The organism is Exiguobacterium sp. SH1S1, from assembly GCF_004337245.1.
In the GTDB taxonomy this organism is placed as follows: domain Bacteria; phylum Bacillota; class Bacilli; order Exiguobacteriales; family Exiguobacteriaceae; genus Exiguobacterium; species Exiguobacterium aurantiacum_A.
Genome location: NZ_SJUZ01000013.1, coordinates 1 through 15,494, shown reverse-complemented (window position 1 = coordinate 15,494; position 15,494 = coordinate 1). Strand labels below are relative to the sequence as shown.

Annotated in this window: 13 protein-coding genes and 1 rRNA gene; 9 read left to right on the top strand and 5 right to left on the bottom strand. The window is 48.9% G+C overall.

The genetic code is table 11. The annotated features are described in order from the left end of the window. Positions 1-12: 12 nt before the first annotated feature. Positions 13-1,392, bottom strand: a complete 1,380-nt coding sequence (gene mnmE, locus EVJ23_RS14460) for a tRNA uridine-5-carboxymethylaminomethyl(34) synthesis GTPase MnmE (RefSeq protein WP_070329335.1) — start codon at positions 1,390-1,392, stop codon at positions 13-15. A gap of 170 nt (positions 1,393-1,562) precedes the next feature. Here mnmE and EVJ23_RS14455 point away from each other — a divergent pair, with 170 nt between their 5' ends. Then, positions 1,563-2,315: a nucleotidyltransferase domain-containing protein gene (locus EVJ23_RS14455; protein ID WP_131466038.1), complete on the top strand. Its 753-nt coding sequence runs from the start codon at positions 1,563-1,565 to the stop codon at positions 2,313-2,315. An 18-nt stretch (positions 2,316-2,333) separates the two neighbouring features. Here the strand turns inward: EVJ23_RS14455 and EVJ23_RS14450 are convergent, their stop codons facing one another. The 4 genes from EVJ23_RS14450 to rpmH all read right to left on the bottom strand — a co-directional run bounded on the left by EVJ23_RS14450 (position 2,334) and on the right by rpmH (position 4,605). Next, on the bottom strand, positions 2,334-2,876 hold the full coding sequence (locus EVJ23_RS14450) for an HdeD family acid-resistance protein (RefSeq protein WP_131457820.1): 543 nt from the start codon (positions 2,874-2,876) through the stop codon (positions 2,334-2,336). 119 nt (positions 2,877-2,995) lie between these two features. After that, the gene (yidC, locus tag EVJ23_RS14445) at positions 2,996-3,856 is read right to left on the bottom strand and encodes a membrane protein insertase YidC (protein WP_070329332.1); all 861 of its coding nucleotides are present in this window, start codon (positions 3,854-3,856) and stop codon (positions 2,996-2,998) included. A 103-nt stretch (positions 3,857-3,959) separates the two neighbouring features. Next, complete coding sequence (gene rnpA / locus EVJ23_RS14440) at positions 3,960-4,313, bottom strand: ribonuclease P protein component (RefSeq protein WP_070329331.1); 354 nt, start codon at positions 4,311-4,313, stop codon at positions 3,960-3,962. 157 nt (positions 4,314-4,470) lie between these two features. After that, entirely contained in the window at positions 4,471-4,605 is a 135-nt protein-coding gene (rpmH, locus tag EVJ23_RS14435) for a 50S ribosomal protein L34 (RefSeq protein WP_083274156.1), read from the bottom strand. Positions 4,606-5,383: 778 nt separating this feature from the next. Here rpmH and dnaA point away from each other — a divergent pair. The 8 genes from dnaA to EVJ23_RS14395 form a co-directional block, all read left to right on the top strand. Beyond that, positions 5,384-6,757, top strand: a complete 1,374-nt coding sequence (gene dnaA / locus EVJ23_RS14430; RefSeq protein ID WP_070329330.1) for a chromosomal replication initiator protein DnaA — start codon at positions 5,384-5,386, stop codon at positions 6,755-6,757. Between the two features lie 197 nt (positions 6,758-6,954). Next, on the top strand, positions 6,955-8,094 hold the full coding sequence (dnaN, locus tag EVJ23_RS14425; RefSeq protein WP_070329329.1) for a DNA polymerase III subunit beta: 1,140 nt from the start codon (positions 6,955-6,957) through the stop codon (positions 8,092-8,094). Positions 8,095-8,228: 134 nt separating this feature from the next. Continuing rightward, positions 8,229-8,444: a S4 domain-containing protein YaaA gene (gene yaaA / locus EVJ23_RS14420; protein ID WP_070329328.1), complete on the top strand. Its 216-nt coding sequence runs from the start codon at positions 8,229-8,231 to the stop codon at positions 8,442-8,444. 1 nt (position 8,445) lies between these two features. Further along, a complete protein-coding gene (gene recF / locus EVJ23_RS14415) occupies positions 8,446-9,564 on the top strand; it encodes a DNA replication/repair protein RecF (RefSeq protein ID WP_070329327.1) in 1,119 nt (372 codons plus the stop codon). A gap of 54 nt (positions 9,565-9,618) precedes the next feature. Further along, positions 9,619-11,547, top strand: coding sequence for a DNA topoisomerase (ATP-hydrolyzing) subunit B (gene gyrB / locus EVJ23_RS14410; RefSeq protein WP_071398677.1), 1,929 nt, complete (start codon positions 9,619-9,621; stop codon positions 11,545-11,547). Positions 11,548-11,569: 22 nt separating this feature from the next. After that, positions 11,570-14,155, top strand: a complete 2,586-nt coding sequence (gyrA, locus tag EVJ23_RS14405; RefSeq protein ID WP_131466036.1) for a DNA gyrase subunit A — start codon at positions 11,570-11,572, stop codon at positions 14,153-14,155. Between the two features lie 61 nt (positions 14,156-14,216). Beyond that, on the top strand, positions 14,217-15,206 hold the full coding sequence (locus tag EVJ23_RS14400) for an HD-GYP domain-containing protein (protein WP_131466034.1): 990 nt from the start codon (positions 14,217-14,219) through the stop codon (positions 15,204-15,206). Positions 15,207-15,431: 225 nt separating this feature from the next. Next, positions 15,432-15,494 (top strand): 16S ribosomal RNA (locus EVJ23_RS14395); the annotation flags it as partial.

Here is a 15,494-nt window from a genome sequence, read left to right as displayed (position 1 = left end):
GTTTCCTCCTTCTTATTTCCCAAGACAAAACTGTGAAAACAGTTGATCGATCAAACTTTCCTGGACCGTGTCCCCATTGATTTCCCCGAGCGTATCCCACGCCCGACGTAAATCAATTTGGACCATGTCAATCGGCATGTTCATGCCGGCGCTACCGAGCGCCTCATCGATTTGCTCGATCGTCCGTTTAATGAGTTGAATGTGTCGTGCGTTCGAGATATATGTCATATCTTGCGACTCGACGCCTTTGGCGAAGAACAAGTTCGAAATCGCCTTTTCAAGCGCATCGATCCCTTCTTCCAATAATAGCGATGTAGCCACAATCGGGCGCCCTGCCGCTAATTTCTCTAGCTTAGAAGAATCCATGTTTTGTGGCAAGTCCGTCTTGTTGATGATGATGATCGCATTCATGCCGGCAATCGCCTCGAATAGCGCCTCATCTTCGACCGTCAAGCCCTCATGACCGTTCAAGACGAGCAAGATGAGATCGGCGCCCGCAAGCGCCTTCCGCGATTTTTCAACACCGATCCGTTCGACGATGTCTTCCGTCTCGCGAATCCCGGCCGTATCGATCAGCTTGAGCGGAACGCCTTTGACGTTCACGTACTCTTCGATCGTGTCGCGCGTCGTTCCCGCGATTTCCGTGACGATCGCCTTCGTTTCCTGGACGAGCGTGTTCAACAGCGAGGACTTGCCGACGTTCGGCCGTCCGATGATCGCTGTCGCGAGACCTTCGCGCAAAATCTTTCCTTGGCGAGCCGTTTCGAGCAGTTGTTCGAGCACACGTTTCACTTCGCCCGCCTTCTCTTCAACGATCGCTTGCGTCATCTCTTCAGCATCGTACTCTGGGTAATCGATATTGACCTCGACGGCTGCGATCGTTTCAAGCAACAGTTGACGCAAATCGCGGACGAGCCGCGACAAACGACCTTCCATCTGTGACATCGCCACGGTCATGGCGCGGTCGGTCTTCGCCCGAATCAAATCCATGACCGCTTCCGCTTGTGACAAGTCGATGCGGCCATTCAAAAAGGCGCGCTTCGTGAACTCGCCTGGTTCTGCCAATCGAATGTTCGGTTGTTCGAGGATCAGCTCGAGGACACGATTGACCGCGACGATTCCTCCGTGACAGTTGATTTCGACGACGTCTTCTCGCGTGAACGTCTTCGGCGCCCGCATGACGCTGACCATCACTTCATCGATGACCTCGTCTGTGCCAGGCCGTTTCAGTTTTCCGTAATGAATCGTGTGCGAGTCCACTTCCGTCAAGTCTTTGCCCGCGAACACGTTCGCCGTCGTCTCGACAGCCTTATCACCGGACAAACGGACGATTCCGATTGCCCCTTCACCCATCGGCGTCGAAATGGCTGTAATCGTGTCAAACTCTAGCATAATCTTCCCCTCCCATACTTCAAACATCTTTATCTATCATATGCATAACGCACCTACTATACACGATATTTAGCTCGAACGAAAGGGTCCGACCTTTCCATCACGAGTTGCTTTTTCAGCTTTTACTTTTGTACAATAGCGGAATATATTTCCAAAGGAGGCACGACGGAATGAGACAATGTGAGGCCATTTCTAAACTGACGGACGTGTTACAGCAAGACGAAGCCGTTCAAGCGATTTTTCTTAAAGGATCGTTTGGACGCGGGGAAGGCGATGAGCATTCGGACGTCGACCTTTATGTCATGGTCGCCCCGGAGAAGGTCGCTGACTTTTTAAGCCGACGGCGCCAGCACTTGTCGGCGTACCGTCCAATCTTGCTCGAGGACGACATCGACATCGTCGCCCCGCAACTGATTGTCGTCTACGATGACTTCTTACACGTCGACTTGTTCACCGTCACGTCGGAGACGTTGAACGGGCACGACGAAATTATGGTGCTGTTCGACCCCGGCAACCGGCTTGAACATCATCCCCGTTCGCTCACCTTGGCTACAGATGACTTATACGGGCACGCCTTCGATGCGATTTGGTTTTTCTTTCAATATACGAAAGCACGCGACCGCGGAAACGACATTTGGGCCATCGAGATGTTGCGCCAAGGGATGAACCATTTCGCCTACGTCCTTGCAGCCCATTACGAGCCGCATCGTAGCGTCCTCGGGTTGAAAGACGTGGCTGCACGCGCCCACATTGATTTGCGTGCGTGGTATGAGTCGTTGACCCCGACAAAACATGCCACGGCAGCGCGACTGTACGTCGCTCGCCTAGAGGAGGAACGTCGATTTTTGGAGACGATCGAAGGGTTCGCAACAATCCGACCGTTTCTCATAAATTTGCTGCAACGCGAAAAGAGCCGCCTGTGAAATCAGGCGGCTCTTCGTTCATCCATGCTGGCGTCTTGCAGACCGAAGCGTGAAATAGAGTACTAATTCGATGAGACCGACGGCAATTAAAAAGCCGCCGAACAATTGAAACAAGACGAGTAAGCTGTCGAACGGGTTCGCCAGCATGAGTAGCCCGATCCCGATCCACAACAAGCTGCTCAATAGAAAGAACATCCACCGACTCGCAATCGTCTTGCGAAAACCAACGGCTTGAATAAGCCGGATGAGCCCGCCAAACAAGAACAAGAAACCGATGAAGAGCGGCAAGAGGCTGGCTAACGTTTCAGCGAAGAAAAAGACGATCAAGGCAATCAAGATATAGACGATCCCCATAAAGAAGGATGGCGGCAACCCATCTTTTCGTTGGCGAAGACCTTGGAACAACACCCAAAGACCGAGTACAGCAAAATAACCGGCGACGAGATAAACGATGACGTCAAAGAAAAAGCGCGGATTGAATAAAATCAGTAACCCGATCACCAAATAAATACCGGCTTGGACTAATGTCGAACGTTCAAGCCGTTTGATCAGCGTCTCCATACGGAAAGCTCCCTTCTTGATTCAGATGATTGGTCCTTAATCCTATTCCCGCATTTTATCCACAATACTTCTCTTGTCATAAAAAAAGACTGTGGATTATTTATCCACAGCCTCAACGTTTATTTACGTTTTTTCTTTTTGTTCTGTTTTTCTTCTTCTGCGAGTACCGCGCGCTCTGCTTCTTTCGCAGCGATTTTCGCTTCAGCTTGAACTTTCATCTTCTCACGCATCGGCAACATGATCGCCATCGTCACGATGATTGAGATGATGTAACCGACGACCCAGTACATCGAGAGGGCTGCCGGGAGGGTGATCGACATGACGAAGATCATTACCGGGAAGATATAAAGCATCATCTTCAACTGCGGGTTTTGTTCTTGCCCCGCCATTGAGATTTTTTGTTGGGCATACGTCAAGATCGCAGCAAGGATCGGCAAGATGAACGTCGGATCCGGCGCACCAAGGTCGAACCAAAGGAAACTTGCTTCAAAGATTTCAGGTGTCCGACGAATCGCATCATAGAATGCGAATAAGATCGGCATTTGAATCAAGATTGGCAAACACCCTGCGAGCGGGTTGATTTGGTAGTCTTGATACATCTTCATCATTTCTTCTTGCAGTTTACGCTGTGTCTCTTGGTCTTTCGAGCTATACTTCTCACGAAGTTTGAGCATTTCCGGTTGCAACACTTGCATCGCACCCATACTCTTCGTCTGCTTGATCATGAGCGGTAAGATCAAGAGGCGGACGATGATCGTCGCAACGATGATCGAATACCCGTACTGCCAAGTGCCGCCGATTAAATAAGCCGCTTCTTTTAACAACCATGCTAGTGGCCATACAAAGTATTGAGACCAGAAGCCTTCCGTTTCAGCCGTGATCGGCTCTCCTTGGATTGTCGATGGATCGACACATCCGGCCATCAACAAGATGACACCAGTCATGACGGCCAATAATCCTAATTTCAGGTTTTTGCTCATAATTCCTCCTACGCTTTCTGTATCGATTCTTTTAGTTGCGTCACACGTCTATCGGTCAATCCTAATTAGTTCGCGTTATATATGAAAGAACGAGCTCGGATTGTTATGATCGATCGACTTGTCTCTGTTGCCAAACTTTAGCTCGTTTGAACACATGTTTCAAACTCTCCGTCACTTCATCTTGCGAGAGCGACGTCGCCGGTTTACGAGCGATGATGACATAATTATGCGGAGCTACGTTCGGTTCGAGCAAGCGAAGCGATTCACGCATCAATCGTTTCATTCGGTTTCGTTCCACTGCGTTCCCTAACTTTTTGCTGACAGAAAGTCCAACCCGGAAATGCGCTTGATCCGCCTTTTGCGTGTAGACGACAAACTGACGATTAGCCACGGAGCGTCCTTCGCGAAACACCGCTTGGAACTCTTCATTCTTTTGGAGGCGGTATTCTTTTTTCAAAATTCTCACTCCATCCTTCGCTTCAAAAATCGTCACCTAACATCATATCATATCCCATTCATTTCAACGAGTGAGAATCGATTTTTTCCGTTCGATTCTGTGACGATAAAAAAAGATTGCCCGAGGATCAGTTCCCCGGGCAATCTTTTGATCTTTATTAGACAGTCAAGGCTTTGCGGCCTTTACGACGACGAGCTGCAAGAATGTTGCGGCCGTTTTTAGTCGCCATACGCGAACGGAATCCGTGAACTTTTTTACGCTTACGGTTGTTAGGATTAAAAGTTGGTTTCATGGTTAAAGCACCTCCTCAAGGTTAACGCTCTATTAGCAAGTTATAGTTTCATTTAAGGCAGTCTTTAAGATTATATAAACTGTTCTACCGATTGTCAATGGCATTTCAAGAGGTTTTCGAATCGGGCACGAATAGTTGGCAGCGATGGACTTGATCTTCCCAGCTAGACGGATCAGGCTAGACATCGATAAAATAGGGGACTAAACGAGACGCAACCTTTACATTTGAACCGTCATTCTTTTACAAATAGCTTAATAAAGCCGTTTTATCCACATATCCACCTAGTTATCCACACTTATATGTGTATAACTCCATCTTTTTCAACAATTGTAACGTGCGGTTTCTTAAAATTCCACTTTCTTCTCTTACAAAAACAATACGATATTTTCCTTCTCCCTCTTTTGTGCATAACTTTTTCATGACGGCTCGTTCACTTTAAGTTTATCCACAACATATCCACAGCTTATCCACACTGTCCACAGCATGTGGATAAGTGCCTGTGGATTGTTTTTTAAATCTGTGGATAAATGTCAAAAACCGTTGCCACGTCTATTTTATTTTGCTAAACTAAATGTGCACAACTCGTGGATGATATTTCATCAATTCCGAGATATACACAGCCTGTGGATAACTGTTATCCCCATAGTTAACACCTTGTGGATAACGTTATCCACAGTTTTTGTTTCCTGGGGATAAGCCTAGTTTCTACTATAAGAATAGTGAATGTGTATATCATGTGAATAAGTTTCGCCAATATGTGAGTAAAGGAGGTCTTTCATTGAAAAATGCTCGCGAGATTTGGAGAAATGTTTTATCTCTAATCGACGAAGAAGAACGAACACCAAAAGCTAGCTTTGACATGTGGTTGAAGTCAACGGAAGGAATTTCATTGATGGGAACGACACTCGTCGTATCCGCCCCCGCTAGTTTCATTGTCACTTGGCTCGAACGTCAGTACTTGTCATTACTGCAAGATACGGTTGAGGAAGTGACGAACAATCGACTTGAGATTCATTTTATCGAGGAGTCGCAAGCGCACAAGTATGCTCCTGCAGAGGGATCAAAAGAAGCGATTGCCGCTACAGAAACGAGAGAGCAGCCGGTTCCAGTACGATCAAAAGAGGAAGGGAACCTCGGTCAATTAAACGATAAGTATATCTTTGAAACGTTCGTCATCGGTTCGGGCAACCGGTTTGCCCACGCTGCCTCACTGGCTGTGGCCGAAGCGCCTGCGAGAGCTTACAACCCGCTCTTCATCTATGGGGGAGTCGGACTTGGAAAGACACACTTGATGCATGCGATCGGTCATTACGTGAAAGGGCAGAAGCCAGGCGCACGAATCGCCTACGTTTCGTCGGAAAAGTTTACAAACGAGTTCATTAACTCAATCCGCGACAATAAGACAGAGGAGTTCCGTAACCGTTACCGGAACATCGATGTTCTATTAATAGATGACATTCAGTTCTTGGCCGGGAAAGAACAGACGCAAGAAGAGTTCTTTCACACGTTCAATGCGCTCCATAACGATCAAAAACAAATCGTCATCTCGAGCGATCGGCCGCCTAAAGAGATTCCGACGTTAGAAGATCGTCTCCGGTCTCGGTTCGAATGGGGACTGATCACGGATATCACGCCGCCTGACCTCGAGACGCGGATCGCGATTTTACGGAAGAAAGCGACAGCTGAAGGGCTTGATATCGCCAATGATGTCATGCTCTACATCGCGAATCAAATCGACACGAACATTCGTGAGCTTGAAGGCGCACTTACCCGCGTCGTCGCCTATGCGAAGCTCGTCGCCCGGCCGATTGACCCTGATGTCGCTGCCGAAGCGCTCCACAACATCATGCCGGTGCAAGAGGCGAAGAAGATTGTCATCCGTGACATCCAAGAGATCGTCGGTCATCACTTTAATATCGAGGTCGATGAGCTCAAAGCGAAAAAACGGACGAAGACGCTCGCTTTCCCGAGACAGATCGCGATGTATTTATCACGCGAGATGACCGAGAGCTCACTCCCTAAAATCGGAGAAGAGTTCGGTGGGCGGGATCACACGACAGTTATCCACGCGCATGAGAAGATTAGCACGTTACTCAAGCATGATCCGGAGATGCAAGAGACGATTAAAACATTGAAGAAGGCGTTGTCGTAACCGTCTCATTCCTCCTGTGGATATCCTGTGGATAAACAAGCCGAGTTATCCACATGTTATTCACAGGCAGATTGGCTCAACACCAGTTGTTCAAGTGAGTTATCCCCACTATCCACAGCCCTTATTACTATTATGACTTAAATAATACTATTATTATTAAACTATATGACTCATTTCACTTAGGAGGAATTATCCACATGCACTTAACGATTCAGCGCGATGTATTCATGCAAGCCGTACAAGATGTATCAAAAGCTGTTGCTTCTAGAACGACGATCCCAATTTTGACAGGATTAAAACTTGAAGCCCATGCGGATGGATTGACGCTCACAGGAAGTGATACGGAAATTTCGATCGAACGATTGATCCCGGTCGAAGAGGGTGGAATCGAACTCATCCAAATCCAACGTGCCGGTAGCGTCGTCTTGAACGCCCGTTTCCTTGGTGAAATCGTCAAGAAGCTCCCGACGAACGAAGTCACACTCGAAGTCTCACCAAACTTCATGACGCGTATCGAATCAGGTCAAGCGGAGTTCCATCTGAACGGACTCGACCCAGACGAGTATCCACGTCTCCCTGAACTAGCGAGCGACCGCCGGTTCTATCTTCCGGCCGATTTGTTGAAGACGATCATTCGCCAAACAAGCTTTGCCGTCTCGTCGCAAGAGACACGTCCAGTCCTGACAGGTGTGAATTTCTCAGCTGAAAAAGGATTTTTGACATGCGTCGCGACGGATAGCCATCGGTTGGCACTGCGCCGGGCCCGTTTTGAAACAGATGACGATTTGACGTTCCAAAACGTCGTCGTGCCGGGTCGTTCGCTCAATGAGCTCGCAAAATTACTTGACCGTGAAGAGTTGCCGATTGAAATCGTCTTGACGGACCAACAGATTCTATTCCGTCTGAAAAACATTTCGTTCTTTTCACGTCTTCTTGATGGAGCGTACCCAGATACGTCTCGCTTGATCCCAGAAGAATATCGGACTGCAGTTCGTTTGAATGCGAAAGATTTCTTACAGGCGATTGATCGTGCATCGCTGTTGGCACGTTCGGATCGCAACAATGTCATCAAGTTCGTGGCTGAAGAAGCGAACACGGTCGAAGTCTCTTCACACTCGCCTGAAGTCGGGAAAGTGTCCGAGCGGGTCAGCATCTTATCGCTCGAAGGTGAAGAACTCAAAATTTCGTTCAACTCGAAATTTGTCATGGATGCGCTTCGTGCGCTCGATGCGACGGAAATCGAGGTTCAATTCACAGGTTCGATGCGCCCGTTCATTTTGCGTCCGGTCGAACAAGATAGTGTCCTTCAGTTGATTTTGCCAGTCCGCACATCGTAATCAAGATGGAGCGAATCGGGGATGATGAGGTGTTTCACCTTATCATCCCTATTTTTGCCTTATTCGACGTTTTTCGATAAACTAATATGTATGGCGATTTTTTGTGAAAAGTATGAAGGAAAGGAAGTGACGACATGGAAAAAGTGTCGATTACGACCGAGTATGTAACACTCGGACAATTTTTAAAATTAGCTGATATTATTTCAAGCGGAGGCCAAGCGAAATTCTTTTTGGAAGACGTTGAGATCAAAGTGAACGGCGAGGTCGATCAACGCCGCGGCCGTAAACTCCGCGACGGAGACAAGATTGAAGTCGAGGGCTACGGGGACTTCCAAATCGAGGGGAACTAACGTGCACTTATTGTCGATTCGACTGCAAAACTACCGCAACTACGAAGCCCTTGAGCTAAATTTTTCAGAACAGACGAATGTTCTCATCGGTGAGAACGCCCAAGGCAAAACGAATCTGCTCGAATCGATTTACGTACTTGCGCTCGCAAAGTCGCATCGGACGACGCAAGACCGTGAACTGATCGGATGGGAAGCGGAAACGGCCATCGTCGAGGGTCGGATCCATAAACGTACCGGTGAAACGGTACAGTCGCTGAGCTTTTCTCCGAAAGGGAAAAAAGCGAAACTGAACCACCTCGAGCAACGACGGCTCAGTGACTACGTCGGAGCGTTCAACGTCGTCTTGTTCGCGCCAGAAGATCTTGCGATCGTCAAAGGCAGCCCTCAAGGAAGAAGACGTTTTTTAGATATGGAAATCGGACAAGTCAGTCCGATTTACTTACATGACTTGAATCAGTATTTGAAAACACTGAAGCAACGGAATGCATTTTTAAAACAACTGTCGATCAAAGGTGGGGACGAGACATTGCTCGAAGTGCTCACCGACCAACTGATTGAGCTTGCCGTCAAAATCGTCTCCAGGCGCCACCATTTTATCGATCAACTCGAGAAATGGGCCGGACCGATCCATGCAGGAATCACTCGGAACTTAGAAACGTTGACGATTCAATACGTCTCGGACACGTTTCAAAAAGAACGTCACACGAAAGAACAGATGTTTGAAACGTATCGGCAAAAGTTTGATAAAATAAGAGAGAACGAACGAAGAAGAGGTGTGACCCTGTTCGGTCCCCATCGCGACGACTTCGAATTGTACGTCAATGATCGGAACGTCCAAACGTTCGGTTCACAGGGCCAGCAACGCACGGCGGCCTTGTCGTTAAAACTAGCGGAGATTGAACTGATCCACGAAGAGGTCGGGGAGTATCCGCTGCTGTTGTTAGACGACGTCTTATCTGAATTAGATGATCATCGCCAAACCCATCTGCTTGATACGATGGGGCAGAAAGTCCAAACGATTATTACGACGACCAATATCGATGGAATTGCTCACGAAACGATTCAACAAGCCAAGTTGTTTCACGTGAAACAAGGTAAAGTTGAGACGGAATCTGTCTAACGTACGACCAATCCTTATGAACACCAATTCATGTATAGTAGGTGAATGAAACCGATGAGTAACGAAAACGAAAAACAAATGCAAGATTACGGTGCCGATCAGATTCAAGTGCTTGAAGGGTTAGAAGCCGTTCGTAAACGCCCAGGGATGTATATCGGTTCGACGAGTTCACGCGGGCTCCACCACTTAGTGTGGGAAGTCGTCGACAACTCGATTGATGAAGCGCTAGCCGGTCATTGTGAAACGATTACCGTGACGGTCGAACCAGGCAACTCTGTCGTTGTCGAAGATGATGGCCGGGGGATTCCGGTCGACATTCAGAAAAAGACAGGACGTCCTGCCGTCGAAGTCATCTTCACCGTTCTCCACGCCGGAGGTAAATTTGGCGGCGGTGGATATAAAGTGTCGGGTGGTTTGCACGGAGTCGGGGCGTCCGTCGTTAACGCCTTGTCGAAGAAACTCGAAGTGTTCGTACGCCGAAACGGTAACGTTTACTATCAATCGTTCAAACGCGGCGCACCTCAAGGTGAGCTCGAGATTGTCGGCACGACAGACACGACCGGTACGACGGTTCGTTTCTTCCCAGATGGAGACATCTTCGACGAAACACTCGAATACGATTTTGATCTTCTCGCAACTCGCTTGCGTGAACTTGCTTTCTTGAACAAAGGACTCCGTATCATCGCAAAAGACGAGCGGGGCGACGAAACGATTGAGCGAAACTATTATTACGAAGGCGGGATCAAGTCTTACGTCGAGCATTTGAACCGTTCGAAGTCTTCGATCCACGAGGAGCCGGTTTATGTACACGGCACGAAAGACGGGATCGAAGTAGAGATCGCGCTGCAGTACAACGAAGGGTTCTCTAGCAATATTTACTCGTTCACAAACAACATTCCGACACACGAAGGCGGAACGCACGAGACCGGGTTCAAAACGGCACTGACACGGGCGATCAACGATTACGCCAAACGCTTTGGATTGATGAAAGAGGCTGATGGTAGTCTTTCTGGCGACGACGTGCGTGAAGGGATGACCGCGATCGTCTCGGTCAAACACCCGTCACCGCAGTTCGAGGGACAGACGAAGACGAAGCTCGGTAACGCTGACGCCCGTACGGTGACAGATTCACTCTTTAGCGAGACGTTCGAACAGTTCTTGCTTGAGAACCCGTCGGTTGGCCGACTCATCGTTGATAAAGGGCTCATGGCAGCCCGTGCCCGCCTCGCGGCCAAACGCGCCCGTGAAATGACACGCCGTAAAGGCATCCTTGAAGTCAGCTCGTTGCCAGGTAAGCTGGCCGACTGTTCATCGAAGGACGCATCGAAATCTGAACTGTACATCGTCGAGGGTGACTCGGCCGGTGGATCAGCCAAGTCAGGACGCGACCGTCATTTCCAAGCGATTTTGCCAATCCGAGGTAAGATCATCAACGTCGAGAAAGCAAGACTCGATAAAATCTTAGCCAACCAAGAAGTCCGGACAATCATCACGGCACTTGGGACCGGGATCGCCGACGAATTCGATCTCGGCAAGGCGCGTTACCATAAGTTGATCATCATGACCGATGCCGACGTCGATGGTGCCCACATCCGGACACTGTTGCTGACGTTCTTCTATCGTTACATGCGGCCACTTATTGAGAGCGGCTACGTCTACATCGCCCAGCCGCCACTCTACGGTGTAAAACATGGTAAAGAGATTGTTTACGTCCAAAACGACCGCGAACTCCAAGAAGCAATCAAACGACTTCCTGAGAACGCGCGCTATAGTGTACAGCGCTACAAGGGTCTCGGTGAGATGGACCCGGAACAACTCTGGAGCACGACGATGAATCCAGAGTCTCGCTCGATGCTTCGTGTCGACCTTCAAGACGCCATCGAGGCAGATGAGGTCTTTGAGACGCTCATGGGCGACAATGTCGAGCCGCGCCGTGACTTTATCCAGTCACACGCACACTACGTGAAAAACCTCGATATTTAAAAAGAAGGGTAGGCAATAACGAATGGCAGAACAAGAAAATATCAAGGATATAAATATTAGCCAAGAGATGCGGACGTCGTTCATGGACTATGCGATGAGCGTCATCGTGTCGCGTGCCCTCCCGGACGTGCGAGACGGTCTCAAGCCGGTTCACCGCCGTATCCTTTATGCGATGAACGAGCTCGGGATTCGTGCCGACAAGCCCCATAAGAAGTCTGCCCGTGTCGTCGGGGACGTCATCGGTAAATATCACCCACACGGTGATTCAGCCGTTTACGAGACGATGGTCCGGATGGCCCAAGATTTTAGTTATCGCTACGAACTCGTCGATGGCCACGGAAACTTCGGGTCCGTCGATGGAGACTCGGCAGCGGCAATGCGTTACACGGAAGCCCGGATGTCGAAAATCGCGATGGAACTCGTGCGCGATATCGGTAAAAACACGATTGACTATCAAGCAAACTTTGATGGTGAAGAGAAAGAACCAGTCGTTATGCCGGCCCGTTTCCCGAACTTCCTCGTCAATGGTACGAGCGGGATCGCGGTCGGGATGGCGACGAACGTACCACCACATAACTTGAACGAAGTAATCGATGGCGTACTTGCGCTCACGCACAATCCGGACATCACGATTTCAGAGCTCATGCAGTACATTCCGGGTCCGGACTTTCCGACGTCTGGTGAGATTTTAGGACGCAGCGGTATTCGCCGGGCATACGAGACCGGTCGTGGATCGATCACGATGCGCGCGAAAGCCGAGATCCAAGTGTTGAAGAACGGCCGTGAACGCATCCTCATCCATGAAATTCCGTATCAAGTGAACAAGGCACGTCTCGTTGAAAAGATTGCTGACCTAGTTCGCGATAAGAAAATCGAGGGCATCACAGACCTTCGCGACGAGTCGGACCGAAACGGAATGCGCGTCGTCATCGAGGTACGCCGCGATGCGAACGCAAGCGTCATTTTGAACAACTTGTATAAACAGACGCCGATGCAAACGACGTTCGGGGTGAACATGCTCGCGCTCGTCGGAGGACGTCCGAAAACGCTCAACTTGAAACAAGCGATCTATTATTACATCGAGCACCAAAAAGAAGTCGTTCGTCGTCGGACGCAGTTCGACCTCGATAAGGCAGAAGCGCGTGCGCATATTCTCGAAGGTCTCCGTGTCGCACTCGACCACCTCGATGAAGTCATCGCCATCATCCGCAGCACGCGGACCGGTGACGAGGCCCGTGAAAAGTTGATTACCCGCTTCGGGCTATCAACAGAGCAGACACAAGCCATTCTCGATATGCGTCTCCAACGGTTGACCGGTCTTGAACGCGAGAAAATCGAAGGCGAGTATCGCGAGATCCGTACGTTGATCGAAGAATTGCGTGCGATTTTGGGGGACGAGGAACTCCTTCTCGAAATCATTCGCAATGAGTTGACTGAAATCAAAGAGCGTTACGGCGATGCACGTCGTACCGTGATTCGTACCGACATCATCGAGCTTGAGGATGAGGATTTGATCCCAGTTCGGGACATGATGATCGCACTGACGAGCGAAGGCTACATCAAATCGATTCCGAGTGACTCGTATCGCACACAACGTCGCGGCGGTCGAGGGAAACAAGGAATGGGTACGAATGACGAAGACTTCGTATTGCGCCTCTTATCTGCTTCAACGCACGATACGATCTTGTTCTTCACGAACTTCGGTCGCGTGTTCCGCTTGAAAGGATATGAGATTCCTGAGATGAGCCGAACCGCGAAAGGGATGCCGATTATCAACTTGCTCCAAGTCGATAAGGGTGAGAAGGTCGAAACGATGATCCCGGTCGACTTTAATAGCTATTTGGCGGACAAAGCCATCGTTGAGGACGTTGGTGAAGGTTCAGAAGAAGAAGAAGTGGCTGATGAGCAATTGTCACTCGTGTTTATCACGAAGCACGGACTTGTCAAACGGTCACCGCTTTCTGCCTATGCTCGCATCAACAAAAACGGGTTGCGTGCCATCAGCTTAAATGATAGCGATGAGCTCGTTACCGTACGTCTCGCGAAGAGCGATGACGAGATGTTGATCGTGACACACGCAGGGATGTCGATTCGCTTCCCGCTCGAAGGTGAGGTCCGTTCGATGGGCCGTACCGCTCGCGGTGTACGTGCGATTCGACTGAAGAAAGATGATGATCGAGTCGTTTCGATGGAAATCGTACGCCCGACGCAAGACGTGCTCATCATCACGGAAAAAGGATATGGCAAACGCACGGCGATGGAACAATTCCGTACGCAAGGTCGAGGCGGTTCTGGAATTATCGGAATCAAGACAGACCGCGGAACTGTCGTCGGGATGCGCGTAGTCGATGAAGATGATGACATCATGCTCATGACCGAGCTCGGTGTCGCGATTCGAATCGATGCCCAAACAATTTCGCAAATGGGTCGTAGCACGCGCGGTGTCAAAGTCATGAATATCGAAGATGGCGACCGCTTGGCGACAATTGCTAAACTGAAAAAAGATGAATTAGAAGATGAATTAGAAGAGGAATCGACAGTTGATGTGGAGAATGGGTTTGTTGATGAAGCACCCGAAGTTGGCCCATCGTCTGAAGAGACTGAGTAAGGCGAAAAGGTTGAACGGTGCTTCCGTTCGACCTTTTTTCATACAATCAGGAGGGATGAGCATGCGACTTGCCATTTCAAACGTTCACGTTGGGATGACGCTTTTGACGTCAGTTTCTTCGTTAGAGGCAGGAACGAAACTGACAAACGAACATTTACGCTTGCTCCGTTTTTTAAAGGTGGGAGCGATTGATGTCGCTCCGGTCGAATGTCGCCATCTTACCCGCGACGAGGAAATCGAACTATGTGCAAAAGTGCTCCAATATGAACGGCATTACAATCAATGGGAAGAACGGATTGCCCCCAACCCTTACGAAGCGCTTGAATTCGTCCATCAACTGTTTAAACGTGAATATCCGCTATCGGCCATCGTCACGTTCTTTACGAATCAACCACTTCGAAAAAATCATGTGATTCATCATGCGATTTATCGAGCCTTAGTAGCCAAGACGCTATCGAAATACCGAGGAGATGAACACCGCATTCAATTCGATTATGGCGTGGCTTCTTATTTCGCAGATGCGAGCTACGCTAAAATACGAAAATGGTCCCACATGCGCTATTTCACAAAAATGGAACGAGAGCTGTTGTATCAGCACCCGGTCGTCTCGTTTGCGATGTTACCGCAAGATCAGACACTTAGAGCCAGGGTCGGTAAATTGATTGCCGAACATCATGAACGCTTAGACGGGTCAGGTTTTCCGAATCGGCTAGAAGAACGAGCCCTCCATCCTGCATCACCGTTGTTTATCGTCGCTGATCGGTTCTGCCAATTGACAGCCCCACGTACGTTCAGGTCAGCGTTGACAGCAGAAGAGGCTTATTTTTATATGTGGCAAAATGAGGCATATGATGGGGAAGCGTTGACGCTTTTAGCTACACTGCTCGGTTTTTACGATGTAGGACGGACTGTCTTACTGAGCAGCGGTGTGCGAGGAACGATTCAAGGTTACACGCCGAGCGTGGAACAACCGGTCGTGATCGCTGAACCAACGCAAGAAACGTACGATTTGTCTCAACTTGATGAGGTTCGAATCGTCGCTTTTCAATGACCGTCTAGCGTGTTCCTTCTATATAGTGCCGTTGAAAGAATACGCTAGATATTATTCTTTTAAAATATTTTATTTTTATAGTTGACGAATATAATTACAGATGATATTATTAATGAGTCGTTAAGAGCGACAGACGAACTTTGAAAACTGAACGATGAGGCAAAAAAAGTTTTACAAGTTTTGATTGAAGCGCAAGCTTCGTCATTTTCAAGAGCTATATCAAATTCTTTGGAGAGTTTGATCCTGGCTCAGGACGAACGCTGGCGGCGTGCCTAATACATGCAAGTC